The 23,444-nt window shown below is 52.4% G+C and carries 28 protein-coding genes; 8 read left to right on the forward strand and 20 right to left on the reverse strand.

Annotation, left to right across the window (positions count from 1 at the left end; translation table 11 throughout):
- The first annotated feature begins 86 nt into the window (after positions 1-86).
- The 3 genes from drpB to CWM66_RS10165 are packed head-to-tail and all read left to right on the forward strand — an operon-like array spanning position 87 to position 1,586.
- Positions 87-344: a cell division protein DrpB gene (drpB, locus tag CWM66_RS10155; protein WP_007371474.1), complete on the forward strand. Its 258-nt coding sequence runs from the start codon at positions 87-89 to the stop codon at positions 342-344.
- 39 nt (positions 345-383) lie between these two features.
- Positions 384-1,082: a phosphohydrolase gene (locus CWM66_RS10160; protein ID WP_035890253.1), complete on the forward strand. Its 699-nt coding sequence runs from the start codon at positions 384-386 to the stop codon at positions 1,080-1,082.
- A 12-nt stretch (positions 1,083-1,094) separates the two neighbouring features.
- The gene (locus tag CWM66_RS10165; protein ID WP_007371477.1) at positions 1,095-1,586 is read left to right on the forward strand and encodes a very short patch repair endonuclease; all 492 of its coding nucleotides are present in this window, start codon (positions 1,095-1,097) and stop codon (positions 1,584-1,586) included.
- Here the strand turns inward: CWM66_RS10165 and yedA are convergent.
- Positions 1,564-2,472 (reverse strand): drug/metabolite exporter YedA, encoded by a 909-nt coding sequence (gene yedA / locus CWM66_RS10170; RefSeq protein ID WP_035942225.1) that lies wholly within the window; start codon positions 2,470-2,472, stop codon positions 1,564-1,566. The two genes, CWM66_RS10165 and yedA, sit on opposite strands and share 23 nt — an antisense overlap.
- 177 nt (positions 2,473-2,649) lie before the next feature.
- On the opposite strand from yedA, the gene CWM66_RS10175 reads away from it, so the two are divergent.
- From CWM66_RS10175 to dgcQ, 3 genes are all read left to right on the forward strand, one after another.
- Positions 2,650-3,561 carry a DUF808 family protein gene (locus CWM66_RS10175; RefSeq protein ID WP_071920998.1) on the forward strand — a complete coding sequence of 304 codons (912 nt, stop codon included), beginning with the start codon at positions 2,650-2,652 and terminating at the stop codon, positions 3,559-3,561.
- Between the two features lie 79 nt (positions 3,562-3,640).
- Positions 3,641-3,823 (forward strand): YodC family protein, encoded by a 183-nt coding sequence (locus tag CWM66_RS10180; protein ID WP_007371481.1) that lies wholly within the window; start codon positions 3,641-3,643, stop codon positions 3,821-3,823.
- Positions 3,824-3,929: 106 nt separating this feature from the next.
- A complete protein-coding gene (gene dgcQ, locus CWM66_RS10185; RefSeq protein WP_051644091.1) occupies positions 3,930-5,627 on the forward strand; it encodes a cellulose biosynthesis regulator diguanylate cyclase DgcQ in 1,698 nt (565 codons plus the stop codon).
- On the opposite strand, the gene CWM66_RS10190 is transcribed toward dgcQ, so the two are convergent.
- Both CWM66_RS10190 and yodD read right to left on the reverse strand, forming a co-directional pair.
- Positions 5,591-6,421, reverse strand: coding sequence for a mannosyl-3-phosphoglycerate phosphatase-related protein (locus tag CWM66_RS10190; RefSeq protein ID WP_035890246.1), 831 nt, complete (start codon positions 6,419-6,421; stop codon positions 5,591-5,593). The genes dgcQ and CWM66_RS10190 overlap by 37 nt on opposite strands.
- A gap of 217 nt (positions 6,422-6,638) precedes the next feature.
- Positions 6,639-6,869, reverse strand: a complete 231-nt coding sequence (gene yodD, locus CWM66_RS10195) for a YodD family peroxide/acid resistance protein (protein ID WP_007371484.1) — start codon at positions 6,867-6,869, stop codon at positions 6,639-6,641.
- Positions 6,870-6,995: 126 nt separating this feature from the next.
- On the opposite strand from yodD, the gene dsrB reads away from it, so the two are divergent.
- The gene (dsrB, locus tag CWM66_RS10200) at positions 6,996-7,184 is read left to right on the forward strand and encodes a protein DsrB (RefSeq protein WP_007371485.1); all 189 of its coding nucleotides are present in this window, start codon (positions 6,996-6,998) and stop codon (positions 7,182-7,184) included.
- Positions 7,185-7,228: 44 nt separating this feature from the next.
- Here dsrB and rcsA read toward each other — a convergent pair whose 3' ends face one another.
- From rcsA to fliF, 14 genes are all read right to left on the reverse strand, one after another.
- Positions 7,229-7,852 (reverse strand): transcriptional regulator RcsA, encoded by a 624-nt coding sequence (rcsA, locus tag CWM66_RS10205; protein WP_007371486.1) that lies wholly within the window; start codon positions 7,850-7,852, stop codon positions 7,229-7,231.
- A 278-nt stretch (positions 7,853-8,130) separates the two neighbouring features.
- Positions 8,131-8,928 (reverse strand): flagellar biosynthetic protein FliR, encoded by a 798-nt coding sequence (gene fliR / locus CWM66_RS10210; protein WP_007371487.1) that lies wholly within the window; start codon positions 8,926-8,928, stop codon positions 8,131-8,133.
- A gap of 8 nt (positions 8,929-8,936) precedes the next feature.
- A complete protein-coding gene (gene fliQ, locus CWM66_RS10215) occupies positions 8,937-9,206 on the reverse strand; it encodes a flagellar biosynthesis protein FliQ (RefSeq protein ID WP_007371488.1) in 270 nt (89 codons plus the stop codon).
- Positions 9,207-9,215: 9 nt separating this feature from the next.
- A complete protein-coding gene (gene fliP / locus CWM66_RS10220) occupies positions 9,216-9,953 on the reverse strand; it encodes a flagellar type III secretion system pore protein FliP (RefSeq protein WP_007371489.1) in 738 nt (245 codons plus the stop codon).
- Positions 9,953-10,327, reverse strand: coding sequence for a flagellar biosynthetic protein FliO (gene fliO / locus CWM66_RS10225; protein ID WP_007371490.1), 375 nt, complete (start codon positions 10,325-10,327; stop codon positions 9,953-9,955). The genes fliP and fliO overlap by 1 nt, the downstream gene beginning before the upstream one ends.
- Positions 10,328-10,334: 7 nt before the next feature.
- A complete protein-coding gene (fliN, locus tag CWM66_RS10230) occupies positions 10,335-10,751 on the reverse strand; it encodes a flagellar motor switch protein FliN (RefSeq protein WP_007371491.1) in 417 nt (138 codons plus the stop codon).
- On the reverse strand, positions 10,748-11,752 hold the full coding sequence (gene fliM, locus CWM66_RS10235; RefSeq protein ID WP_007371492.1) for a flagellar motor switch protein FliM: 1,005 nt from the start codon (positions 11,750-11,752) through the stop codon (positions 10,748-10,750). Before fliM ends, fliN begins: the two co-directional genes overlap by 4 nt.
- A gap of 4 nt (positions 11,753-11,756) precedes the next feature.
- The gene (fliL, locus tag CWM66_RS10240) at positions 11,757-12,224 is read right to left on the reverse strand and encodes a flagellar basal body-associated protein FliL (RefSeq protein ID WP_007371493.1); all 468 of its coding nucleotides are present in this window, start codon (positions 12,222-12,224) and stop codon (positions 11,757-11,759) included.
- Between the two features lie 103 nt (positions 12,225-12,327).
- Complete coding sequence (gene fliK / locus CWM66_RS10245) at positions 12,328-13,596, reverse strand: flagellar hook length control protein FliK (protein ID WP_079517739.1); 1,269 nt, start codon at positions 13,594-13,596, stop codon at positions 12,328-12,330.
- Positions 13,593-14,036: a flagellar export protein FliJ gene (gene fliJ / locus CWM66_RS10250; RefSeq protein WP_007371495.1), complete on the reverse strand. Its 444-nt coding sequence runs from the start codon at positions 14,034-14,036 to the stop codon at positions 13,593-13,595. The genes fliK and fliJ overlap by 4 nt, the downstream gene beginning before the upstream one ends.
- Before the next feature lie 20 nt (positions 14,037-14,056).
- Positions 14,057-15,427 (reverse strand): flagellar protein export ATPase FliI, encoded by a 1,371-nt coding sequence (gene fliI, locus CWM66_RS10255; RefSeq protein ID WP_007371496.1) that lies wholly within the window; start codon positions 15,425-15,427, stop codon positions 14,057-14,059.
- Positions 15,427-16,140: a flagellar assembly protein FliH gene (gene fliH / locus CWM66_RS10260; protein WP_007371497.1), complete on the reverse strand. Its 714-nt coding sequence runs from the start codon at positions 16,138-16,140 to the stop codon at positions 15,427-15,429. Before fliH ends, fliI begins: the two co-directional genes overlap by 1 nt.
- Complete coding sequence (gene fliG / locus CWM66_RS10265) at positions 16,133-17,131, reverse strand: flagellar motor switch protein FliG (RefSeq protein ID WP_007371498.1); 999 nt, start codon at positions 17,129-17,131, stop codon at positions 16,133-16,135. Before fliG ends, fliH begins: the two co-directional genes overlap by 8 nt.
- A complete protein-coding gene (gene fliF / locus CWM66_RS10270; RefSeq protein WP_007371499.1) occupies positions 17,121-18,809 on the reverse strand; it encodes a flagellar basal-body MS-ring/collar protein FliF in 1,689 nt (562 codons plus the stop codon). Before fliF ends, fliG begins: the two co-directional genes overlap by 11 nt.
- Positions 18,810-19,035: 226 nt before the next feature.
- Between fliF and fliE the strand changes: the two genes are divergently transcribed.
- Positions 19,036-19,347 (forward strand): flagellar hook-basal body complex protein FliE, encoded by a 312-nt coding sequence (gene fliE / locus CWM66_RS10275; RefSeq protein ID WP_007371501.1) that lies wholly within the window; start codon positions 19,036-19,038, stop codon positions 19,345-19,347.
- 534 nt (positions 19,348-19,881) lie between these two features.
- Here the strand turns inward: fliE and CWM66_RS10280 are convergent.
- From CWM66_RS10280 to CWM66_RS10290, 3 genes are read right to left on the reverse strand one after another with little or no spacing between them, the layout of a single operon-like run.
- Positions 19,882-21,357, reverse strand: a complete 1,476-nt coding sequence (locus CWM66_RS10280) for a sodium/proton-translocating pyrophosphatase (RefSeq protein ID WP_146159926.1) — start codon at positions 21,355-21,357, stop codon at positions 19,882-19,884.
- 17 nt (positions 21,358-21,374) lie between these two features.
- On the reverse strand, positions 21,375-22,301 hold the full coding sequence (locus tag CWM66_RS10285) for a glycosyltransferase family 2 protein (protein WP_107146608.1): 927 nt from the start codon (positions 22,299-22,301) through the stop codon (positions 21,375-21,377).
- A complete protein-coding gene (locus tag CWM66_RS10290) occupies positions 22,298-22,660 on the reverse strand; it encodes a GtrA family protein (protein ID WP_107146609.1) in 363 nt (120 codons plus the stop codon). Before CWM66_RS10290 ends, CWM66_RS10285 begins: the two co-directional genes overlap by 4 nt.
- Positions 22,661-23,444: the final 784 nt, after the last annotated feature.

Consider the following 23,444-nt stretch of genomic DNA (forward strand, 5'->3'; position numbering starts at 1 on the left):
TTTCTGGGGATATGATGTGAAAGTAGTCACATTCGTATTGAAAGAAGCTTTTCCTTTTCACCCTTAACAGCGCGGAAAACGACATTATGGAAGATAAAGCGAAACGAAGTCTGGGGGGAAAGCTGGCGTTATGGGTTTTCTGGATTTTTTGTGTCTGGTTTATCTGGAGCCTGTTGAACGATATCTGGTTGCCTGGACCGCCTTCGGGCAACGCGAATGGCGCAAGGGGCGCAGCCAGCGCGGATGGGTTCAACAGCTTCAGCAGCGTACTGGTGCTTGGCGTGGTGGGAGCGATACTCGGCGCGATTGCCTGGTATACTCGCCCACGCGATCCTGATGCCTGAAGATGTTATGGTAATGACTTTTCATCGACAGGACGCACAATGAATTTATCTGACTGGCAACACCGTTTCGATAAATGGGTGACGCAACACTTTAATCATGCTGATGCAGCCCATGATGTGTCGCACTTTCGCCGGGTGTGGAAAACCGCGCAGACGCTGATGCTGGGGCAGCAGGTTGATGGGCTGGTGGTGCTGGCTGCCTGCTATTTCCATGACATTGTCAGCTTTGCGAAAAACCACCCGCAACGCCATCAATCCTCGGTACTGGCGGCGCAAAAAACCGCTGAAATTCTGGCCAATGACTTCCCTGATTTTCCCGCAGGCTCGGTGCCAGCCGTGCGTCATGCCATTGAAGCGCACAGCTTTAGCGCAGGTATCGCACCGCTCACGCTGGAAGCCAAAATCGTTCAGGACGCGGACAGGCTGGAATCGCTTGGCGCGATTGGTCTGGCCCGCGTGTTTGCTGTCTCCGGTTCGATGGGCGCGGCGCTCTTTGACGGCAACGATCCCTTTGCCGCAGAGCGGGAACTGGACGACAAAGCCTACGCCCTCGATCATTTTCGCTGTAAGTTACTGAAGCTGCCTGCCACCATGCAGACAGCAAAAGGGCGGGAGCTGGCTGCGCATAACGCCGATTTTCTGGTGCATTACATGGCGAAACTGAGCGCGGAACTCCAGGGCGATCATCAACGGATTGATGATGAGGTGCTACGGCGCTTTCGTACCTCAGCAACTTAAGGGAGAAAAGAGATGGCGGATGTTCATGACAAAGCGACGCGCAGTAAGAATATGCGGGCAATCGCTACGCGCGATACGGCCATCGAAAAACGGCTGGCCGCCTGCCTGCAATCGCTGGATCTGGCGTTTCGCGTACAGGATGCCGCGTTACCAGGTCGCCCTGATTTTGTGCTGGATGAGTATCGCTGTGTGATCTTCACCCACGGGTGTTACTGGCATCGCCATAACTGCTATCTGTTTAAGATTCCGGCCACGCGTACGGATTTCTGGCTGGAAAAAATCGGCAAAAATGTGGCGCGTGATGCGCGCGACTGCGCATTGCTGCTTGAACAGGGCTGGCGGGTGCTGGTGGTGTGGGAGTGCGCATTGCGCGGCAAGCTGAAACTGAGCGATGGGGCACTGAGCGAGCGGCTGGAAGAGTGGATCTGCGAGGGGCAACAAACCGCGCAGATCGACACTCAGGGGATTCATGCGATGGCGATTACTTCTCCACGCAAGGCGTAACAGCCGGGCGCGGCGGGAAGAGATATTTGCCCAGCGTCACCAGTACCACAGCCAGGATAATGATCCCCAGCGCCAGCCATTCAACGGAAGAGAGATGTTCGCCGCCAAAGCCCGTGCCCAGCAGTACCGCCACCACCGGGTTCACATAGGCGTAGCTGGTTGCTAATGCCGGTGACACGTTGCGGATCAGATACATATAGGCACTAATAGCGATGATAGAGCCAAACAGCGCCAGATAGCCGACGGCGAAAAAGCCGGACAGCGGCGGTATGGCGCTAAGGTGTTCGCCGCTCAGAGCTGAGGCGGCCAGCAACACGATCCCGGCGGCCAGCATTTCAATCGCGCCCGCCATCATCCCACCCGGGAGTTCAATCCGCGAACCGTACACCGAACCAAACGCCCAGCTTAGCGAGCCGATGAGGATCATGACTGCGCCCCATGGATTACCGCTCAGGTTTCCGCCGCTATTCAGCAAAATGATCCCCGCCAGGCCAATAGCAATTCCAGCCCACTCAAGCTTTCGCGTCGCGATACCAAAAAAATGGCTAAAGCACAGCGTAAACAGTGGTACGGTCGCCACGACGACCGCAGCGATGCCGGAAGGGACATTCTGATGTTCCGCCACCGTGACAAAGCCGTTACCGACAGCGAGCAGCAATACGCCAATCAGCGCCGCATTGAGCATTGGGCGCAGCGGCGGCAGTTTATGGCCGCTCAGCAACAGAATGGTTATCAGCACGATACCCGCAGATAAAAAGCGGATGCCAGCCATCATGAAGGGCGGCCAGCTTTCGACGCCGACGCGGATAACAAAATAGGTAGAACCCCAGATGATGTAGAGCGCAAACAACGCTCCAATAAGCGGTAAAACTTGCCTGAAACGCATAAACCACCACAACAAAAGATACGAGGCTTATAGTAAACGTCAAAACTATACGTCTTGCGAGTGGTTAATTCGGCAGAAGCTGTTAAATTTTTGTTGACACTATGGGGTGATTCTCGCCATAGATTTTTTACTGCATACTGCACTTTATTTAGTGATAACTCTGAAAAGGAAGAAATTTTGGCAGGAAGTAGTTTATTAACATTGCTTGACGACATTGCCACCTTGCTGGATGACATTTCCGTGATGGGCAAACTGGCGGCGAAGAAAACTGCCGGTGTGCTGGGAGACGATCTTTCGTTAAATGCGCAGCAGGTAACCGGCGTTCGCGCCAACCGTGAACTGCCGGTAGTGTGGGGTGTGGCGCGCGGATCGCTGCTCAACAAGGTCATTCTTGTGCCTCTGGCTTTGCTGATCAGCGCATTTATCCCGTGGGCTATTACACCGCTGTTGATGGTCGGCGGCGCGTTTTTGTGCTTCGAGGGTGTGGAAAAAGTGCTGCACACCCTGGCTGCTCGTAAGCATAAAGAGACCCCGGAAGCCCGGCAGCATCGGCTGGAGGCGCTGGCCGCACAGGATCCGCAGCAGTTCGAAAAAGACAAAATCAAAGGCGCTGTCCGTACCGATTTTATTTTATCGGCAGAGATTGTTGCCATCACGCTCGGTATCGTGGCCGACTCGCCATTGCTCAACCAGGTGCTGGTTTTATCGGGCATTGCGTTGTTGGTGACCATCGGTGTTTATGGCCTGGTGGGGATTATCGTCAAGCTCGATGACATGGGTTACTGGCTGGCAGAACGGAAAGGCGCGCTGGCGCAGGGGATGGGCAAAGGGCTGCTTGTTCTGGCTCCCTGGCTGATGAAGACCTTAAGCGTGGTCGGCACGCTGGCGATGTTCCTCGTTGGCGGCGGTATTGTGGTGCATGGCATAACGCCGCTGCACCATGCGATCGCGAATTTCGCGGCCGGTCAGCACGCGTTGCTGCAGACCCTGATACCGGTTATCGCTAATTTGCTGTTGGGATTCGCCATTGGCGCGGTGGTCGTGGCCGTCGTTAAAGGGGTTACGCATCTGCGTGGTGCGGCGAAGTAAAATCTCGCCGCAGTGATTATGCAAAACCCGCAAACTTCGTCTAATGTGAAAAAGTTTCGCCCTGATACAGGAGGCAGTGATGGTCTTTTTGGTCAGCGATGAAGTAATACCAAAAGAGGGTGGTCCGCGCATGATCGTTACCGGCTACTCCAGCGGTATGGTGGAGTGCCGATGGTATGACGGTTACGGGGTCAAACGGGAAGCCTTTCGTGAAGATGAACTGATGCCTGGCGATAGGCAAAGGGCACACGAGCAGGTGTAACCCAGTAGAAACGCCCGGCTATTGCTGGGCGTTTTTATTGTTCTCCATTCGACGCCAGTGCTAAAGATCGACTGCGGCTATACAGACTGAATTCCAGGGAGCTCGTGTGCGGCAGAACAGCGTCGTGAAACAACCGAGGTCGTTTATTACTCTGAAGCGTTATTTTCTCCCGGCACGGGTGGTTAACCTTTGCTTTCTGATTGTCATGGTGTGCTCCACGATTTTGACCTGGCGAGAAGTGATCGTCCTGCAAGGAGCTTACGTCGCCAGCCAGCGCAGCGAGCTGGAAAATGTCAGTAACGCGCTGGACATGCAAATGCAGAGTGGTGTGGATCGGCTGCTTTTTTTTCGCAACGGCATGCAGGCCGCGCTACAAACGCCGCTCGGTTTTAAAGTACTGAATAATGTACAGCAGGAGTTCGGACTCCGGCGCACACAGTCGCAGTGGCAAATCGGCCTTGATAATACGCGCACGCTGCCCATTTATGGCGTATCCGATTATTTTGTTAATCAAAGCGATCTCCTCAACCGTGATGATGAACGCTTACCTGCGGAACTGACCGCGGCGATGGAGCTCGGCTATCTGTTCCGTCTCTCCGCTAATGCTTCCATGTTGCCGCGCCAGGCGTATTACGTTTCTCGCGCCGGTTTCTATATCTCGACAAACCCGGTGGAGAGTGAAGAAAAGATCGTTCCGACCTATTATCGCCTGCTGATGCGCCCCTGGTTTCGGGGACAGCAACAGCAGGAAAATCGGGCCCGTGGCGTTCGTTGGTATACCGATCAGGCGCGCCAGGGCAGCGTAACACGCGGGTTCGTCGCTGCCAGCGTGCCGCTGGACTATCAGCAATATTGGTATGGCGTGCTGGTGCTGAGCTTTCCTATTAGCGATATCAATCGTTTATTGGTCGAAGCGCGTGAAGAGCAGGAAGGGGGGCAATATCTGCTTTATGACAGCAGCTTTAATCTGCTGACTAGCACGCTGACGGAGCAGGGGGCTGTATTTAGTGTGAATGAACGCAATCAACTGTTGGCGGATATGGAACGCGATACCCTCGGTGGGATCCATCTCGGTACTCGCTATGTTAGCTGGCAAAAGCTGAAACAGTTTGGTGGCGTACTGGTGCGTATTCACACGTTGCGGGAGGGGATAACCGGCGATTTTGGGCGTATCAGTATCGCACTGTCGCTGTTGTGGTTGCTCTTTACCGGCATGCTGCTGTTCTCGTGGGGGATTATCCGCAGGATGGTGAATAATATGTACAGCATGCAGAACACGTTGCAGTGGCAGGCGTGGTTCGATCCGCTAACGCGTCTGTATAACCGCGGCTCATTTTTTGAACGGGCAAAAACGTTATCCGAACAGGCGCGCGTGAGTAATCTGCCCTTTGCCGTTATCCAGTTGGATCTCGATCACTTTAAAAGTGTTAATGACCGTTTCGGTCATCAGGCTGGCGATCTGGTGCTCTCTCATGCTGCCGGAATAATCAGCAATACTATCGGCGGGCAGGATGTCGCCGGGCGCGTCGGCGGGGAAGAGTTCTGTATTCTGCTGCCGGGCAGCTCGCTGGAGCAGGCTGCCCGGGTTGCCGAGCGTATTCGCGCGCGAATCAAGGGGAAAGAGATTCTGGTACAGAAAGACACCACGCTGCGCATTACGGTGTCGCTGGGTGTCAGCGATGCCTCTGAGAACGGCGATTACGATTTCGAATCCCTGCAATCTGTTGCTGATAGCCGCCTGTACCGCGCGAAAAACAACGGACGCAATCAGGTTTGCTCTACGGACGGTGCGCCAAAGAAATGATCCATCCCTTCGCGCCAGCCTCCCGCGCCTTCCTGCATTGTGTGATAAACCCGCTCGGGTGAATCCTGACGCAATTGTACGCCCTGGCGATTGAGGCCTTTCACCACGATAGCGTAATCGACGCTATCAAGCAGCGGCGCATCGTTAGGGCCATCGCCGAGGCCAAGCGTTAACATGCGCTGGCCCCGGTAGTGATGATACTGGCGCGTGAGCCAGTTAACGGCCTGATCTTTTCCACTGCGTTCATCCAGAACGTGCCAGAAGCGCGCACCCTGTACAAAGCGCAGACCGAGTTGCTGAAGGGTTTGATCGAAGGCGGACATCGCCTCGTCGCTGTCACGCCAGATCAGCGTTTCTGACGCCTCCTGGAGACGCGCAAGGTTTGCCTGCGCCAGAGGTAAACCGGTCACGTCTGCCAGCATATGCTCATCCAGTTCGCCAAACGTAGTGAATTTCCAGCCATGCTGCTGGCGCAGCCGGGCCAGTACGCTGGCAATATCAGCATGGGGCGAACCGTTGATAATACGTGGGTAATCCTCATGATCCTGCCACTGCGCATCAAGCTGAATGACGGCGCCGTTTTCGGCAATAAACGGCAGTCCCTGCAGTTGCAGCAATTTCTGAATGGCCATCATCTCTGCGGCTGTTTTACTGCTGCATAAAATGACCGGGATTGACTGCGCGCGAAGGCGGGTAAGCCATTCTGCTGCGGCTTGCCACTCGCCGGTATGGTTATCAAGCAGCGTGCCATCGACATCGGTAAATACCAGTAAGGGATCGTCCAGACTCGGCATTTTCGGCTCCTTATCATTCGGAAAAGGGCAGGCGGCGGAAGTATTGTATCCAACAGAATACAGTTGTATTTCTAATTATTCGCCTGATCAATAATTCTTGTCATCGTCCGTTTTTGTCGATAAAGTTGCGCTACATCAGATTCCCTGGTGTACGAATTTTAAGTGCTTCTTGCGAAAGCAAGCTTTATCCCGGCCGTTTTACGGCCGGGATGTTTCTTCAGCGATTCGCTTCCGTAATGCTGAAATCATGGACATCCAGTTCAAATGCCTCCGCCAGTTCCCGCCAGGTATGATATTCGCGACCATCAACGCTGACGCGCTGGCCCTCTTCATCTTCGACCCGATGAACTTCGCTTTCGCTAATTTCATTAATGGCCGCCAGTAGCGCATCCACGTCAATATCGACGTCGCGCTTGACGGTATTGCTGTACTCTTTTGCCGTTTTCATGCTGTCACCTCGTTGCAATGCCGTTCTTAAGTATAGACGGTAGAAAAAATCGCCAGCTAAACGGCGGGACGCTGCCAGCTCCGGCGTTTTGTTCTACACTGGCGTAAATGCGACAGGAGGGTAAATATGAAGGTTAACGATCGGGTTACAGTCAAAACGGACGGGGGTCCACGCCGTCCGGGTGTGGTATTGGCTGTTGAAGCATTCAATGAGGGTACGATGTACCTGGTATCACTTGAAGATTACCCGCTCGGTATTTGGTTCTTTAACGAAAAGGACCACCCTGATGGGATTTTTGTCGAGCGAGTAGAATAATATTTCGCCCTCCTGCCAGGGAGGGTGAAAAAAAATACTACTTTCTAACGCATATTAACAAATATACCTGTCGTGACATTGTCGGTAAGACGTACGACATGGTAAATAACTTGTTTATTATGTGTTTTTATTTTTCTTTTTATATTGCCTTTATGTGATGATACCGTCTTGGCTTTGATATTCATCTGATCCGATATTTGGATCGTATCTTGCCCGGACATCCACATTTTCAACATGCTGGACTCTGTACGGCTCAATGAAAGCGTGGGTAAATTAATGGTTCCGACGCTTTTTTTCTCCTTACTCAGATAATCTCCCAGAATATTGTCCAGCGACTCAGGCTTGATTGATTTAGAACTAATCAATAAATTTTTACGGACCAAAAGATATTCATCGAAATGAATATTGGCTATCGCCATAAACACGATAAACAGTGTTCGGGGATGTTGATTAATGACTTGCTTAATGTGTTGACTGCTGCTTGGGTCATGGATAAAGCAGTCTTCATTAATAAACACCACGGATGGCTGAAGTGTGGCGCAAGCTGATTCGAGTTCATCAACTGTTTGTACATCGTTGATTTCTCGTTTTTTTACCCCCCGGCTCGTCAGATACCCTGTTAATCCCAACCGGGTATAACTGCATAAATCCATAATAATCGTTGACATGGCATACCCTCACTCAATGCGTAACGATAATTCACCACCCGCCAGAAGCTTCCGAAGCCATACAGGAAAAACTTAATATTACTGAGGTGCAGGATGAAGACTTCAGGCGAATCCACTATCCCGTAAAGTTACGTATAATTTGCCAGGAATCATCTCAAAGTAAAGTAAATGTTGTGTTCTGTGAGACGGCTAAAAACAAATAAGCCGCGCCAGATATATGTTGGAAGATGTTTTGCAAATTTCACTTTAGGATTATCCTTATAAAGACAATACCAAAGCTACGGATTAGTATTCTGCGGCAGTTCGCTGACAATTTCCGCTAACAGATTGAAAAACTCGCTGAATAATCGTTCACAGAAAGGTGCAAGCAACGGCATCATCACCGCCATCAGCAAAATACCTACGCTTAATGTCACCGGAAAACCAATGACAAACACCGATAGCTGAGGAGCCATGCGGTTTAGCAAACCGAGTGACAGGTTAATGGTCAGTAGCAGGGTGATAACCGGTAATGCCAGCATCAGGCCATTGAGAAAAATCATTCCCGCCGAGCGGGTTAGCGCCAGATACGCGTTACTGTTTACAGGATTGCCGCCGATAGGCAGCGTGTGGAAGGTGTCCACCAGCATGGAAATCAGCCAAAGATGTCCATTGAAGGTGAGGAACAGCAGCATCGCCAGCATATCGAGAATACGCGCCAGCACTGGCATGTTTAGATGGCTGGTAGGATCGACAAAGGTGGCGAAGGAGAGACCCATCTGCAGGCCAATCAGTTCACCGGCGGTACGGATAGTGGCAAAAGCAAACTGCATGGTAAAACCGAGCGCGACGCCAATCAGAATTTGCTGTAACGCCAGCCACAGCGCTGGTGGTGAAAAAATGGCGACATCGGGTGTTGGTGGCAGTGTCGGTGCGATGACTACGGTAATGACAATCCCCAGCCCAACTTTAATGCGACGCGGGATACGTGTTTCACTGAGGATCGGCGCGGTCATAATCAGCGCCATCACGCGCAGCAGCGGCCAGAAATACATACTGATCCAGTGGAGCCACTGGTCGCTGGTGACGTTCAGCATAAGCGGGTTTACCCGATGATATAAGGAATGTTGTTGAACAGGGTGCGCACATAATCAAGCAGCAAATTCAGCATCCACGGCCCGGCAACCACAATCGCGATAAACACGGCGATGATTTTCGGGATAAAGGAGAGCGTCATTTCGTTGATCTGCGTTGCAGCTTGCAAAATACTGATCACCAGACCCGTGATCAGCGCAACCAACAGCAGTGGGGCAGCGAGCGCGAGAGCCACTTTCATCGCCTCGGTGCCCATCATCATGACCGATTCGGGTGTCATGCTTTACTCCTAACTGTAAAAGCTTTGCGCCAGCGAGCCGACGAGTAATTGCCAGCCATCCACCAGCACGAAGAGCATCAGCTTGAACGGCAGGGCGATGGTCGCGGGTGGCACCATCATCATCCCCAGCGCCATCAGTACGCTGGCGATCACCAGGTCAATAATCAGGAACGGGATAAAAATCGTAAAACCTATCTGGAAAGCCGTTTTCAACTCACTGGTCACATAAGCAGGCAGCAAAATCCGCATGGGTACGGCTTCCGGCCCCTGAATGGGTGGCTCATTGGCGAGGCGGGCAAACAGCGCCAGATCGGCTTGCCGGGTCTGGCGCAGCATAAATTCACGCAGCGGTTGCGCGCCGCGTTCCAGCGCCACATCCACGGAAATCTTGTTTTCACTGAACGGCTGATAGGCGTCGGTATAAATCTTGTCGATAACCGGCGACATAATGAAAAAGGTCAAAAACAGCGCCAGCCCAAGCAGTACCTGGTTTGGCGGCGCGGAGGGTGTACCCAATGCATTTCGCAGCAGGCCAAACACAATGATGATGCGGGTGAAGCTGGTCATCATCAACAAAATTGCCGGCAGGAAGGTGAGGGAGGTGATAAACACCAGCGTCTGCACCGGCAGCGACCAGCTCTGGCCGCCGTTAGCCAGCGGCTGGCTAATAAGGCCGGGCAGTTGAGCGAAAGCGGCAGGTGTAACCAGCCATAAACCAGCCAGCACAAGGGGTAACAAACGGCGCATCAGGATCTCCCGGAACGCTTAAGCAAATTCTTCATCACGGACTGGAAATCCGCATTTTTGTCGTTCACGTCTTCACTTTCAGCAGGCGCAGGAGGAAGTTTGTGCAACAGGTTTATTTGGGTGGGAGTCACGCCGAGCACCAGACGTGCATCTTCAACATCGACAATCACTACGCGTTCACGCGTGCCGACAGAAGCGCTGGCCGTCACTTTTAAGCCCCTGGCGCCGGCGGTTTTGCCGCCAAAGCCGAGGCGTTTTGCCAGCCACGCGGCGACAAGGATCACCGCGATAATGCCAAACAGTGCGCCGCTGACTTGCAGCAGCGGCGAACCGGAAATGGCAGACGGTTGGGAAACCGTGGCCTGTGTTTTCATGCTCGGCTCAACGGCTCAGACGACGCATACGCTCAGACGGGGTGATGATATCGGTAATACGCACACCGTATTTATCGGCGACGACAACCACTTCACCCTGCGCAATCAGATAGCCGTTAATCAGGATATCCAGTGGCTCGCCCGCCAGCCCGTCAAGGGCGACTACGGAACCCTGCGTCAGACGCAGCAGCTCTTTAATGGTCATCCGCGTACGGCCGAGTTCGACCGTCAGCTTGACCGGGATATCCATAATCAGGTCGATATCCTGGAGATTGCCGCCAACATCACCGCCGCCAAGCTGCTGGAACACGGCATCAGCCGCGCTTTTACTGCCAGTCGAGGTTTTTTGTTCGTTCAACGCGTCAGCCCACAGATCGTCCACTGCTCCGTTGTTGTCATCGGACGGATTGTTCATATCACTCATTTGGGCTGTTCCTCATTCAGCGAATTCAAAATCGGGTTTATCAGGTGCTCTACACGTAACGCATATTGTCCATTGACTGTACCGTACTGGCTGGTAAGAACCGGTACGCCGTCCACATGAGCGATAATGCGATCGGGTTTATCAATCGGCAGCACATCGCCGGGCTGGAGCTTAAGTATCTGCGACAGGCGCAGGGGAATATCCGCGAAATTGGCAATCAAAGTCAGCTCGGAGTGCTGAACCTGACGCACTAAATTGTCACGCCAGTTCTGGTCTTCGGTGCGTGAGTTTTCCAGCGGCGGGTTCACCAGCATCTCGCGCAGCGGCTCTATCATGCTGAAAGGCAGACAGATGTTGAATTCACCGGTCAGGTTGCCGATTTCCACGTGGAACGGCGTATTGACGACGATATCATTCGGCGACGTAGTAATGTTGGTAAACTTAACCTGCATTTCAGAACGTACATACTCTACGTCCAGCGGGTTAATGGCCTTCCATGCATCACTGTACGCTTCAAGCGCCAGTTTGAGCATGCGGTTGATCACGCGTTGTTCAGTGTGCGTAAACTCACGGCCTTCCACTTTCGTCGGGAAGCGTCCATCACCACCGAACAGGTTATCCACGGCGATAAACACCAGGCTCGGCGAGAAGACAAACAGGCCGGTGCCGCGCAGCGGTTTCAGGTGGATCAGGTTAAGGTTGGTCGGAACGGGTAAGTTACGCGCAAACTCGTGATAGGGCTGAATGCGGATCGCGCCAACGGTGATATCCGGGCTACGACGCAGCAAGTTGAACAACCCCATGCGAAACTGACGCGCAAAACGTTCATTGATGATCTCCAGCGCTTGCAGACGCTCACGCACCACGCGGCGCTGGGTATTCGGGTCATAGGGGCGAATATCGCTATCGCCGCCCATACCCGGTTTCGGATCATCACTCTTATCGCTGTCGCCATTGAGCAGCGCATCGATTTCGGCCTGAGAAAGAATACTATCGCCCATGTCTTTACCGCAAAATGAAAGCTGTATAAAGAACGTCAGTGACTTCCTGCTTCGGCTGTCCTGGCACTAACGGCGTTGCAAGCGTCTCTTTAATCGCGGTAGCAAGCGCCTGTTTACCCTCATCGGTTGCAAGCTGTTGTGCATTCTGACGAGAGAACAACAGTAACAAGCGGCTACGCACTTCCGGCAAATATTCACTCAGTCTGGCGCGCGTTGCGTCATCGTGCAGACGCAGCGTAATGCCCACATACAGCACACGATCGGCATCGCCCAGGTTCACAGTAAAGGTGTCCAGCGCGAAGAAAACCGGCGCTGGCGGGGGCGGAGCTTCCGCTTTTGCGCTTGCCGCAGGTTTCTGTTGCATACGCCAGTAACTATAGCCAGCTGTGGCGCATGCCGCGAGGGTGATTAACACCAGCAGCGGGATCCAGATAGAGCGCTTACGTTTTTTATTAATAGCGGAGTCAGTCATTAGATACGGGCTTCCTGTTAGTACTGCTTATGAGGTGATTATCCCGTGTCCTGCGCGCGTCAAAGCGCGGAAAAGACGGGGATAATCATGCTACCTCTGGCGTTTAGGCAAAGATGTCTACAGCGCCGTTACCGCGAGCCACAGACTGTAAGCTTGCTGGCGTCACGATGGCTGTATCATCGTCGGAACCAAAAACATCGCCGGAACCCGAACGTGAAGCGTGTTGCTGCTGTGAGGCCTGCTGTTGCTGCTGGCCGGTGAAGCTTTCGCTGCTGATGCTGCTCTGCCCAAGCTGAATACCGCTTTCAGCCAGAGACGTACGCAGCGTCGGTAACGCGGCTTCCAGTGCCTGACGAACGTGGCTGTGCGCCGAAACCATTTGCAGCTGCGCCTGGTTATCTTCCAGCTTGATGGAGATCTGCACCTGGCCCAGATCTTCCGGATGCAAACGCAGTTCAGCCGTCTGCTGGCCCTGGCGAGTGAACAGCGTGACGTGCTGGCTGATATTCTGCTGCCATTCATGGCTACCCAGCGGCGCGCTGACAACCGGTGCCGCCACAGGCGTGCTGGCCTGAGCCGCGCTGGCGCTGGTGGTCACCGGCGCCACGCTAACCGTGGTGTTGGTGGTTTGCAGCGCATTGTCGCTATCTTTCTTCGTGGCGCTGGCCGCGGCCAGTACTGCGGCCTGCTGTGAATTGTCAGCCACCTGGAAAGGCGTGTTCGCGCCCGGATCATTCTTCGCGGCGCTACGTGATAGATCGGTATCGGCTGCGGTCGAGAGTGAGCTGCTGTTCAGCGCGCGGTTAGCGGCTGCGGCAACATCCTGCGTGCTGACGCTGGTCGATTTCGCCGTCGCGGAAGCACTCAGCTGCGCAGTTTGCTGATGCGGCAGCATCGCCATCAATGCACTGAGGCCTGCCAGTTCGTCATCGGTTGCATCACTCTTCTCATCACCGCTTTGCGCCGTTTTGTTCAGCGCGGCGAGAACATCGCTTTTCGCGGCAGGCGTCAGGCCAGACAAGAGTTTTTGCATATCAGCAGTGGTGGCCGTACTTTCCGTCGCCCCGGCGGTGACATCGCGTTTGGCAATCTGACGCGCAAGCAGATCCGCGAGTTTCTGCGCGGGCGTTTGCGCATCTTCACCGGTGGCTGCGGTCAGGTTGCCTTTCGCCAGCTTGCCGCTTGCCAGCGCAGCCTGTAAATCAGCAAGCGTCAGCGGTTCCCCGTTCTCCTGGGTTTGTCCCTGCGTGCCGGACATCGCGCCGGTAAGCAGGGCGAGGAAATCTTGTGCCGAATCGCCGCCCGCTTTGCCTGTCTGCGCGCTGGTGGCGGTATCGGATTCAGTTACTACCAGTTTTGGCAAGGTGATCATTCTATTTTCCTCAGGGATGCGCGTTGTGCAAACTCATCCATTTTTTTCTGATCGAGGCGGTTTTCCGCCAGTAATGCTGCTGCGCTTTGCCGCTCTTGCAGCGTTTGCCAGGCCTGTAAGCGCTGTTTCTTCTCTCGCCAGCAACCCAGAGCGATATCGACTTTCTCGTTCCATTGCATCAATTGCTTACGATGCTGATCGATGGCTTTTTCCAGCGTCTGAATAAATTGCTGATAATTTTGCCAGCGCTGATTATCAATGCCCTGGCTCATGTTGTTATTCAGACTGTTGCGATACTCATGCTGATAGTCGATCAGCATTTTCAACTGCTCTTCCGCCTGCTGGCAGTTGCGACGCATTTCACCCAACTTCAGTGCCGCGTCGTCAACCTCTTTCTCAGCCAGATCTTTTAGCGTCGTTAATGCGCTGTTTTGCGTCATAAAGTCAGCTCTCCACTACCTTATACTGTCGGGAAGATCAGCTCTAAAGACTGTATAGAATCTTCCCACCCGGCACGTTCGAAGATGCCCTGTTGCAGAAAGGCTTCAAGCTGCGGCCACAATGCAATAGCTTTATCCAGCATTGGGTCACTGCCTCGCGCATACGCGCCAACGCTCACCAGATCGCGATTTCGTTGGAAGCTAGACAGCAACTGTTTGAAATTCCGGACCCTTGCGTAATGTTGTTCAGTAATTAGCGCGGTCATTGCACGGCTGATGGAGGCTTCAATATCAATCGCCGGATAATGACCGGCTTCCGCCAGACGGCGGGAAAGTACGATATGTCCATCAAGAATCGCGCGCGCAGAATCCGCGATAGGATCTTGCTGGTCATCCCCTTCGGTGAGGACGGTATAAAAAGCGGTGATCGAGCCGCCGCCGTGAATGCCGTTCCCCGCACGTTCCACCAGCGCCGGTAATTTGGCGAAGACAGAAGGAGGATAACCTTTGGTTGCTGGCGGTTCGCCGATCGCCAGCGCAATTTCACGCTGCGCCATGGCATAACGCGTCAGAGAGTCCATGATCAGAAGCACATGCTGACCGCGGTCGCGGAAATCTTCAGCAATGCGCGTGGCGTAGGCAGCGCCCTGCATACGCAACAATGGAGAAACATCCGCTGGCGCGGCGATCACTACAGAACGGGCGCGACCGTCAGCGCCAAGGATGTTCTCGATAAAATCTTTAACTTCACGGCCACGTTCACCAATAAGCCCCACGACAATCACGTCAGCCTGGGTATAACGCGCCATCATGCCAAGCAGCACACTCTTACCGACGCCGGAACCGGCAAACAGCCCCATACGTTGACCACGACCTACCGTCAGCAGGGCGTTAATGGCGCGCACGCCAGTATCAAGCACATGCTCGATCGCCGTACGTTGTAACGGGTTAAACGGCGGCGTCATCAACGCGCCCGTTTCCCCGGTATCGGGCGCAGGCAGGCCGTCGAGCGGTTTACCTGCACCGTCGAGCACGCGTCCCAGCAGGGCAGGGCCGAGCGGCAACTGTTTGCTGCTCTGTAGACCATCGCCCACCGCACCGCGTGCATAAACGCGCGCGCCGGGCAAAATCCCTTCGACTTCTTCCAGCGGCATCAGAAACAGGCGTTGACCGTTGAAGCCGACCACTTCACTTTCCACTTCGTGGGTTTCGCCGCCTTCCTGACGTTCAATGATGCAGGTTGCGCCCAGCGGCAACTGCAAACCGGTGGCTTCCAGCACCAGGCCGGTAGCGCGGGTCAGTCGCCCGTAACGGCGCACAGAAGGGAGCTGCACCATTTTGGCTTCAAAGTTATCAAGCGTTGTCAGCCAGCGGGTCAAGCGCGCAGTCATCAAATCACTCCCGGCGCCGCCAGACGGCACAGTTCCTGCCAGCGCGTTGCAACGCTGGCATCAAGATCGCCTTCATCGGCGGAAACTTTACAGCCGCCCGGATGCAGCGTTGGGTCGCCGCGCAGACGCCAGCCGTGCAGGCTTAACGTCGCGCCCAGCATCTCTTCTACCCGTTGCAGATCGTCCGGGTGAACGCGCAGTTGCGGCTTGCCGCTGAACAGCGGCTCCTGCTGCAACAGCAGTTGAATCTGTTTGATCAGCGCACTGTTATCGACACAGGGCGTTTGTCCCAGCACCTGGCGAGCGGCTTCCAGCGCCATCTGCATCAGACGGGAGGCAATCACGCTGTCGAGCGCATCCAGGGTGTACTGGAATTCACTGACCAGTTGTTGCATCCGCGCATGAAGTGGAGCCTGCTGCTGGCGAGCCAGATTCAGCCCTTGCTCCTGGCCCTGCGCCAGCCCTTCCTGGTAACCGACATCGTGTCCCGCTTTACGTCCTTCCGCGAGTCCAGCGTTGTAACCCGCGTCGTGAGCCTGCATCTGGATCTGTGCCAGTTGCTGCTGCTGTTTTTGCTCCTCGGATAAGACGTCTTCTTCCTCGTCGGCGTCTTCTGATGCACTCTCGTTCATCAGCAGGGGAGCGAACTCGGCAGCCTGCGGGAGTGCCAGATCGTCCGGCGTCCAGACTTTCCAGGGCAATTCGTTAGACATAGGTATCCTCGCCGCTGCCAATTACCATCTCGCCGGTTTCCGCCAGACGACGAACAATAAGCAGGATCGCTTTCTGTTCGTTTTCCACCTGAGACAGACGCACCGGGCCACGGTTGGCGAGGTCGTCGCGCAGGATATCGGCAGCACGCTGGGACATGTTGCGCAGGAACTTCTCGCGCAGCGGCTGCTCGGCGCCTTTGAGGGCGATAAGCAGGGACTCGGAGTCCACTTCCTGCAGCAGGCGCTGGATACTGCGGTCGTCCACGTCCACCAGGTTTTCGAACAGGAACATCTCGTCGATAATTTTCTGTGCCAGTTCGCCGTCGAACTCGCGAACCGCAGTAATAACCGCTTCTTCCTGCTGGGTTTTCATCAGGTTGATGATCTCGGCTGCCGTTCTCACGCCGCCCATTTTGCTGCGTTTGAGGTTCTGGCCGTCGAGCAGGTTGTTCAGTACTTCGGTCAGTTCCGCCAGCGCGGCAGGCTGTACGCCGCCGAAGGTGGCGATACGCAGCATCACGTCATGGCGCATGCGCTCGTCAAACAGCGCCAGAATATCTGCCGCCTGAGAACGTTTGAGGTGCACAAGAATAGTGGCGATGATCTGCGGATGTTCGTCGCGAATAAGGTCGGCGGCGCTCTGCGGCTCCATAAAGTTGAGCGTTTCGATGCCGCTGGTGGTATCGCGGGTTTCGAGAATATCTTCCAGCAGGCTGGAAGCACGCTCTTCGCCCAACGCTTTGACCAGCACCGAACGCAGGTAGTCGTTGGCGTTGATGTTCAGCGCCGCGAACTGTTCCGCTTCGTTCTCAAACTCCTGCAATACGTCCATCAACTGTTTGTTGGAGATTTGACGCACGCTGGCCATCGCGGTACTCAGATGCTGAACTTCGCGGGCAGAGAGGTGTTTAAACACCTCTGCTGCGCGGTCTTCGCCGATGGTCATCAGCAAGATGACACTTTTGTCTGTTCCGGAAAGATTATTGCTCATGTTCGTTATTCATCCACTGGCGAATGACCAGCGCCACGACGCGCGGATCGTTATCTGACATTTCGCGAATACGCTGGCTCATCACTTCTGCGCTCAGGCGCTGGTTAGAACGACGCTGCTGGTTCACTTCGTCTTTACTCAGGCGAACTTCCACCGACTCTTCAATTTCGGCTCGTGCCTGTGCAGCTTCCTGTGCAGCTTTCGCTTCTTCCTGGCGGCGCACCAGTTGCGGACGGACCGCTTTACGCCACAACAGCCAGGCAACAATCAGTACCAGTAACCAGCGGCCTGCGGACATCAGCTGGTCGATAAACGACTGCTGCTGCCAGAACGGGAGCTGACCACCGATATCGTCCGTTGCGTTAAACGGCGAGTTGACGACGTTGAGGGTATCACCGCGTTTTTCGGTGTAACCCATCGCCTCACGGGTTAAATCTTCAATTTGTTTCAGCTGATCGGCGGTCAGTGCGGCCGTTTTACCATCTGCCAGCGTGCGGTAGTTCACCACCACGGCAACGGAGAGACGTTCAATATCACCGACATTCATCTTGGTATGACGAATGGTGCGATCAACTTCGTAGTTGTTGGTTTCGTTATGCGTGGTGTTGCGCGGCCCCACATTGCTGCTGTTCGCGGTGGAGGTATTGGTGCCTTGCTGACCTTGCGCATTCTGCTGGTTATTCTGCGTCGTGATCGGCGCACTGTTCGCTGGCGCGGGCTGGTTAGAGAGCGCCCCCGGAACACCGCCAGGATACTGGCCGCCAATCTGTTCGCTGGTGTTTACCTGGCGTGAACGCAGAACCGCCTGCGCCGGATCGCCGCCGTTCGGGCTGTACTGCTCTTCCGTTTGCTCTTTATTGGCGAAATCGAGTTGAGCGGTAACCTGCGCGTGTACGTTGCCATTACCGACGATAGGGCCAAGGATGGCTTCGATACGGCGCTGGATACGGCCTTCAACGTCAGCGGTATATTTCAGCTGGGCGTCGTTCAGATCGCGACCGGCTGTCCCGGCCTGCGTTAACAGACGACCGCCCTGATCAACGACCGTTACGTTACCCGGCGGCAAACCTGCCACTGCGCTGGAAACCAGATGTACTATCGCGCTGATCTGGCCGTCATCCAGGGCGCGACCCGGTTGAAGATTAACGGTGACAGAGGCGGAAGGAGATTTTTGTTCGCGAACAAACAGCGATGGTTTCGGCATGGCGAGGTGCACGCGGGCACTTTTCACCGGGCCAAGTGTTTCGATGGTGCGGGCCAGTTCACCTTCCAGCGCACGCTGGTAGTTCACTTGCTCGCTAAATTGACTGATACCGAATTTTTCCTGATCCAGCAGTTCAAAACCCACTGCGCCGCCTTTCGGCAGACCCTGTTGCGCCAGACGCAAGCGCAGTTCATGCACTTTATCCGCCGGAACTTCAATCGCTCCGTTGCCATCGGCAAAGCGGTAAGGGATATTCATTTGGGTCAACTGCGTGACAATGGCTCCGCCATCCTGGTCGGATAAGTTGCTGAATAACGTCCGGTAATCCGGGCTCTTGGCCCACAGCACCATAGCAACAACGATGGCGACGGCTGCTGCGGCGGCCACCATTAAAGGGATTTTGGGGTTCGCGCGTAAGCGGTTAAGCCACTCAAGAGATTTATTCTGCGGTGCAGTTGTTGCAGTCGCACTCATTGCGCACCTCGTAACTCTGGGTGGATGTTGTTATTTGAGTTGAGAAACAAAACAGACTCCCGGGTCGGCAAACTCGACATTTATCCATTAACATGGCAATGCCATTATTTGATGATTCCCAATTTTCTATGCGCCAAATAACCTGGTTTTTTGTCGCTATTTACCGCCATTATCTCATTGACAAGCTGTTAACCTTGTCCAGTATCAAACCATCCGGGGAAAAATAATGGCTATACAGGGCATTGAAAGCGTCATCAGCCAGTTGCAGGCAACTGCCGGCGTTGCGCGCAATCAGAGCGTGGAGAGCGAACCGACAATCAGCTTTGCCGGGCAACTGCATGCTGCGCTGGATCGCATCAGCGACACGCAAAACGCAGCACGTGTGCAGGCAGAGAAATTCACACTCGGCGAACCGGGCGTGGCGCTGAATGACGTGATGACCGATCTGCAAAAATCGTCCATTTCGTTGCAAATGGGCGTTCAGGTGCGTAATAAACTGGTGTCTGCTTATCAGGACATCATGAATATGCAGGTTTAGTTTTTGTAATTTTACGATTTGTTAGGTAGTTACAGGTCTAAGCTTGGCGCGTGAGGCATTGGTGGGCCCTATCAGACACTTTGAGTGCGCCTGAAATTGGAAAGTATACGAAGCCTTTTTAGATTGGATAATAGCAAAAAACCCACTCAGTTGGGCTTTTTGCTACAGGTCTGACGGGCGAGGGACTTCTATAGAGTTACTATTGATAACTTTCTGATAATAACTTACGTCACATACGTACTCGCATTTCCCGTTGTAATCAACAACGATCCAGACAATCATTCTTTAATGAAGAGCAGACTGTTACCGTGCAGTCTGCTGCATTAGCCCAGTACAGTGTCAGTATTGATGGCATCCTGGCCGAATGTGCTACTGTTATTTCTGTCCCTGCCTGTTCTGCATGGGTACGAATCGCCATCTACGGTACCAACATACCAACCGAGACAACATCCACTCATTTATAGCTCAGAAGAGCCTCTTTGAGAAATTTAAGGGAAAGTAACTGCTGGCTCTTAATCGGAGCCAGCATTGGCATTAAATAGGCATGCCATATTTAGCATTCATCTCTCTGTCTGGCAGAATTTTGATCTCAATATTCCTCGGAATCAATCCGTTTGATTTAAGTGTCTCAGAAATAGCTTTTCCACGAGTAACCGGAAAAGGCCAGTTATCGTTATCATCACCTTTAGGAACATGCAATTCCATGGTTCTCTGATTGGCATTAACCGCTGTTTTTACCTGGTCGATCATATTCTGACTTATCGCATTAGCCACGGCAAACGGGACATTGCCATTATGCGATTCACGCAGCGAATGATTCTGATCAGTAGTTTTGTTTACCAGACAAAGAACAACGATCGGCACGATGTAGTTCACGGGCTTGAATACAGCAATCAGATATCCGATACCTATGCTTGCGACGATTATCAGATACATGAATGTGCCCCACATAACTACAGGTCGTGCGGCATAGTTGGTGCTTGCTTTCGCGCAGACAAGAATAAGAGCTACTGTAGTAATAAGACCCGAAAGGATGCACACCCAGAACACATAACGACCATTATTCGATTTTTCGTCGCTACCCTTCAGCAAATATACCGCACCAAAAATAACTCCAATTGCCATTACCACCATGAATGTTCTTTCAGAAAGTTTAAGGAGAGACGCGAAGGCATTGATAGTCGCTGAAATATTCATGTGACCTTTAGTCATCATTTCAGCTCGTCCGCCATTCATTTCAAATACAGCAGATATAACCCACATAACAATAGTTACGACATGAAAAGGGTACGCTTTAATTGTCTCTATAATTTTGTATCTGCGGCTAATGAGCTCCACAAACACTATCACACCACACAGAATTGCGAGAAAAACGCTGGCAAATATATTTGAGAGAACACACAGATAAATCGCAAAAACTAGCATTCCTGCAGTCACCCGATTCTCGCTAACAACTCTCAATGCATGAACTTCTTTTCTAAGGAAGTAAATTGCAAGAGAGCCGTTAATTAGCGCCGGAACGATGTAATGGTAATAGCAGGTAATGTTCTGTTCCCATAGCAAATATGGGCTATTGTTGTCCAGTGTGCGGAACATACCGAATAAACAAAGCAGATAAAAAATGACAAGCAAAGAGCTTACGTAAGCAGAGAAGTCCATCTTCTCCCTGAGAAGCATATAAAATTGATACAGGAATAAAACAGTAAGAGAAGCGACTAAAATGGCTGTAATGTATGCAACAGATTGCAGGAAAGTGAATCCCAGCGGCATAATAATTGATGATGCAATATTACCAAACAAAGGAAATAATACTTCAGGCACAACCTTTGTCGGGTTAAAGCCACTCCATTGAGGATAAGCCTGACGTCCTAGAGAAAGGTTGAACCAGTCATCACCTGATATGATGGTTAAAGGGTGAATAGCTGTAAAAAAAACTGTGATAACAACAAAAACAAAAATAAATAAAAGCCACTTAAGCGACGTTTCATTGTTGAAGTTATAATTATTCATGGTTACCCTTATCGACCTCATTTCCTTTCAAATTGATGTTTTACGATGTAGCGCGGTCGCCCTTTAACCTCAATGTAAATTCTTCCGATATATTCTCCTAAAACTCCAACCCCTATCAGTTGAACGCCCCCAAGAAACAATATCGAAACCAGTATGGATGGATAACCGCGTACTGGATTCCCGAAAGCTATGGTGTCGATTATCATCCATGCACCGTATAAAAAAGAAAGCCCGGCTACAAAAAGTCCTATATATGTCCACATACGCAGTGGGAACGTAGAAAAGCTGGTTATCCCCTCCAGTGCAAGATTCCACAACTTCCAACCATTAAATTTTGACGTCCCGGCTATTCGCGCGGATCGCGCATATTCCACTACGTCAGTTTTACCTCCCACCCAGCTAAGCACGCCTTTCATGAATAAATTTCGTTCTGGCATGTATTTAATATTTTCCACCACTTCACGAGACATCAAGCGAAAATCTCCGACGTTTTCTTCGATCTGCGGGTTGCTGATTTTATTGTGAAGTTTATAAAACCACTCCGCAGTTTTACGTTTCATCCTGCCATCTGAAGAGCGATCGGAGCGCTTTGCCAGCACCATATCTGCGCCCGCTTGATACTTTTCAATAAGGTGAGGGATGACCTCTATAGGGTCCTGGAGGTCTACATCGATTGGTATTACTGCATCACCTGTCGCATAGTCAAGGCCTGCAAAAAGCGCAGGCTCTTTACCAAAGTTACGTGTGAATGAAAGAGGGGTAACCAGCGGGTCAGCAACAGCGAGCGCATTGATGATTGATTCAGTTGCATCATTGCTGCCATCGTTGATAAAGACTATTTCAATCTCATGTTGTTTTAGTCCTTCAAATTCACGCACCGTTTTATAGAAAATTGGAATGGTGTCCTCTTCATTGAAGACCGGAACGACCAACGAGATTTTCATTTCGTATTCCTAAAGACAATGAGTTTTGAATAAATAAAACCGCACGCCAGGCTAATGGCGGAAAAAGCAGCAAGTGTAATCAAAGGAGGTACTTTCATCATGTCTGAGAGGTAGCCAGTTAAGCCTGCCATGAACCCCATAAACAAAACAAACATGATATATCCTGAGGAAGTGGCCCTGGCCTTGAATGTCCACCTTGCATTTGCAAAGAAACTGAAGGTTACCGCGACGCAGAATGCTATAAGGTTTGCCGTCGCCTGAGTCATTGATGCAAAGTGGATTAACAACCCGAAAACAAGCCAGTGAATTGCTGTGTTTACCACGCCAACAGATACATAACGGCTAAATAGATTTAACATTATTTGAATAACTTACTTAGGCAGGCATTTTCCCTGGCTTTGTCATAGCTGTATTCCATCTCTGGCCACAGAAAGGTGGCCAGACACTTAAGAGCACCTTTTGCCTGATCATCCCTTGAACGGCCTGTGACCAGCAAAAAAACAGAAGATGCCAGTTGACCAGACAAACCAAGTTATTGATAAAGAGAGCAATCGATGCGTCCTTTATCAAGACATTGTGATTTTGGATAACCACTATAAATGATTTCTGACAATTCATTAAGCCCGTAGGAGACTTCTTCTTGATCTTCAGGCATTAAAAACGAAAGTTCTCGTTCCGCTTGATTACAATCCCCAGTTGCTAATGCTGCATGTATGTACAGTGTATCTGGCGGTTTTGATCATGCTGTGGCGTTCTGGCATTATCCCTGCGTTTTACCCGGTTATCCACGTTGAGCCTTCCGACCGTCGTGTTGTCACGACAGGCGAGTTTGTACGTCAGCTCGCCGCCGTCAATTTCAACGGGTCGCAGGCTCAGGCCAATGACTGGATCAAATCCATACGCACAATTTCCGCCATACCACTTCGCACAATGCTCAGGATAAGCTCTGGTTTATGTTCAACCCCAACGGAGCTGATCATGGGCTTCGTTTCTCTCATACAGGACAACATGTATTTTTTATAGGATGCAACCAACAGTTAATTAATGCGCTTTTCGTGTGGCATGGGGGCAACGTAAGAACCTCGCTCTGGCGGGGTTTTTCTCTATGTGCGGCGGCAGGATTTTGTGCGGGTGTTAAAACCG

The organism is Kosakonia sp. H7A, assembly GCF_003028445.1.
GTDB classification, from domain to species: domain Bacteria; phylum Pseudomonadota; class Gammaproteobacteria; order Enterobacterales; family Enterobacteriaceae; genus Kosakonia; species Kosakonia radicincitans.

What these genes read in the sequence shown, in the direction of transcription:
- fliO (WP_007371490.1), bottom strand. Translation starts at nt 10,327, where the DNA reads ATGAAAACACAGGCCACGGTTTCCCAACCGTCTGCCATTTCCGGTTCG.
- fliI (WP_007371496.1), bottom strand. Translation starts at nt 15,427, where the DNA reads ATGACTGCGCGCTTGACCCGCTGGCTGACAACGCTTGATAACTTTGAA.
- CWM66_RS10160 (WP_035890253.1), top strand. Translation starts at nt 384, where the DNA reads ATGAATTTATCTGACTGGCAACACCGTTTCGATAAATGGGTGACGCAA.
- CWM66_RS10280 (WP_146159926.1), bottom strand. Translation starts at nt 21,357, where the DNA reads ATGAATAATTATAACTTCAACAATGAAACGTCGCTTAAGTGGCTTTTA.
- fliH (WP_007371497.1), bottom strand. Translation starts at nt 16,140, where the DNA reads ATGTCTAACGAATTGCCCTGGAAAGTCTGGACGCCGGACGATCTGGCA.
- fliL (WP_007371493.1), bottom strand. Translation starts at nt 12,224, where the DNA reads ATGACTGACTCCGCTATTAATAAAAAACGTAAGCGCTCTATCTGGATC.
- fliK (WP_079517739.1), bottom strand. Translation starts at nt 13,596, where the DNA reads ATGATCACCTTGCCAAAACTGGTAGTAACTGAATCCGATACCGCCACC.
- dsrB (WP_007371485.1), top strand. Translation starts at nt 6,996, where the DNA reads ATGAAGGTTAACGATCGGGTTACAGTCAAAACGGACGGGGGTCCACGC.
- CWM66_RS10165 (WP_007371477.1), top strand. Translation starts at nt 1,095, where the DNA reads ATGGCGGATGTTCATGACAAAGCGACGCGCAGTAAGAATATGCGGGCA.
- CWM66_RS10290 (WP_107146609.1), bottom strand. Translation starts at nt 22,660, where the DNA reads ATGTTAAATCTATTTAGCCGTTATGTATCTGTTGGCGTGGTAAACACA.
- fliE (WP_007371501.1), top strand. Translation starts at nt 19,036, where the DNA reads ATGGCTATACAGGGCATTGAAAGCGTCATCAGCCAGTTGCAGGCAACT.
- yodD (WP_007371484.1), bottom strand. Translation starts at nt 6,869, where the DNA reads ATGAAAACGGCAAAAGAGTACAGCAATACCGTCAAGCGCGACGTCGAT.
- fliP (WP_007371489.1), bottom strand. Translation starts at nt 9,953, where the DNA reads ATGCGCCGTTTGTTACCCCTTGTGCTGGCTGGTTTATGGCTGGTTACA.
- CWM66_RS10190 (WP_035890246.1), bottom strand. Translation starts at nt 6,421, where the DNA reads ATGCCGAGTCTGGACGATCCCTTACTGGTATTTACCGATGTCGATGGC.
- CWM66_RS10285 (WP_107146608.1), bottom strand. Translation starts at nt 22,301, where the DNA reads ATGAAAATCTCGTTGGTCGTTCCGGTCTTCAATGAAGAGGACACCATT.
- fliJ (WP_007371495.1), bottom strand. Translation starts at nt 14,036, where the DNA reads ATGACGCAAAACAGCGCATTAACGACGCTAAAAGATCTGGCTGAGAAA.
- fliF (WP_007371499.1), bottom strand. Translation starts at nt 18,809, where the DNA reads ATGAGTGCGACTGCAACAACTGCACCGCAGAATAAATCTCTTGAGTGG.
- fliG (WP_007371498.1), bottom strand. Translation starts at nt 17,131, where the DNA reads ATGAGCAATAATCTTTCCGGAACAGACAAAAGTGTCATCTTGCTGATG.
- fliR (WP_007371487.1), bottom strand. Translation starts at nt 8,928, where the DNA reads ATGCTGAACGTCACCAGCGACCAGTGGCTCCACTGGATCAGTATGTAT.
- fliQ (WP_007371488.1), bottom strand. Translation starts at nt 9,206, where the DNA reads ATGACACCCGAATCGGTCATGATGATGGGCACCGAGGCGATGAAAGTG.
- CWM66_RS10180 (WP_007371481.1), top strand. Translation starts at nt 3,641, where the DNA reads ATGGTCTTTTTGGTCAGCGATGAAGTAATACCAAAAGAGGGTGGTCCG.
- rcsA (WP_007371486.1), bottom strand. Translation starts at nt 7,852, where the DNA reads ATGTCAACGATTATTATGGATTTATGCAGTTATACCCGGTTGGGATTA.
- drpB (WP_007371474.1), top strand. Translation starts at nt 87, where the DNA reads ATGGAAGATAAAGCGAAACGAAGTCTGGGGGGAAAGCTGGCGTTATGG.
- fliN (WP_007371491.1), bottom strand. Translation starts at nt 10,751, where the DNA reads ATGAGTGATATGAACAATCCGTCCGATGACAACAACGGAGCAGTGGAC.
- yedA (WP_035942225.1), bottom strand. Translation starts at nt 2,472, where the DNA reads ATGCGTTTCAGGCAAGTTTTACCGCTTATTGGAGCGTTGTTTGCGCTC.
- fliM (WP_007371492.1), bottom strand. Translation starts at nt 11,752, where the DNA reads ATGGGCGATAGTATTCTTTCTCAGGCCGAAATCGATGCGCTGCTCAAT.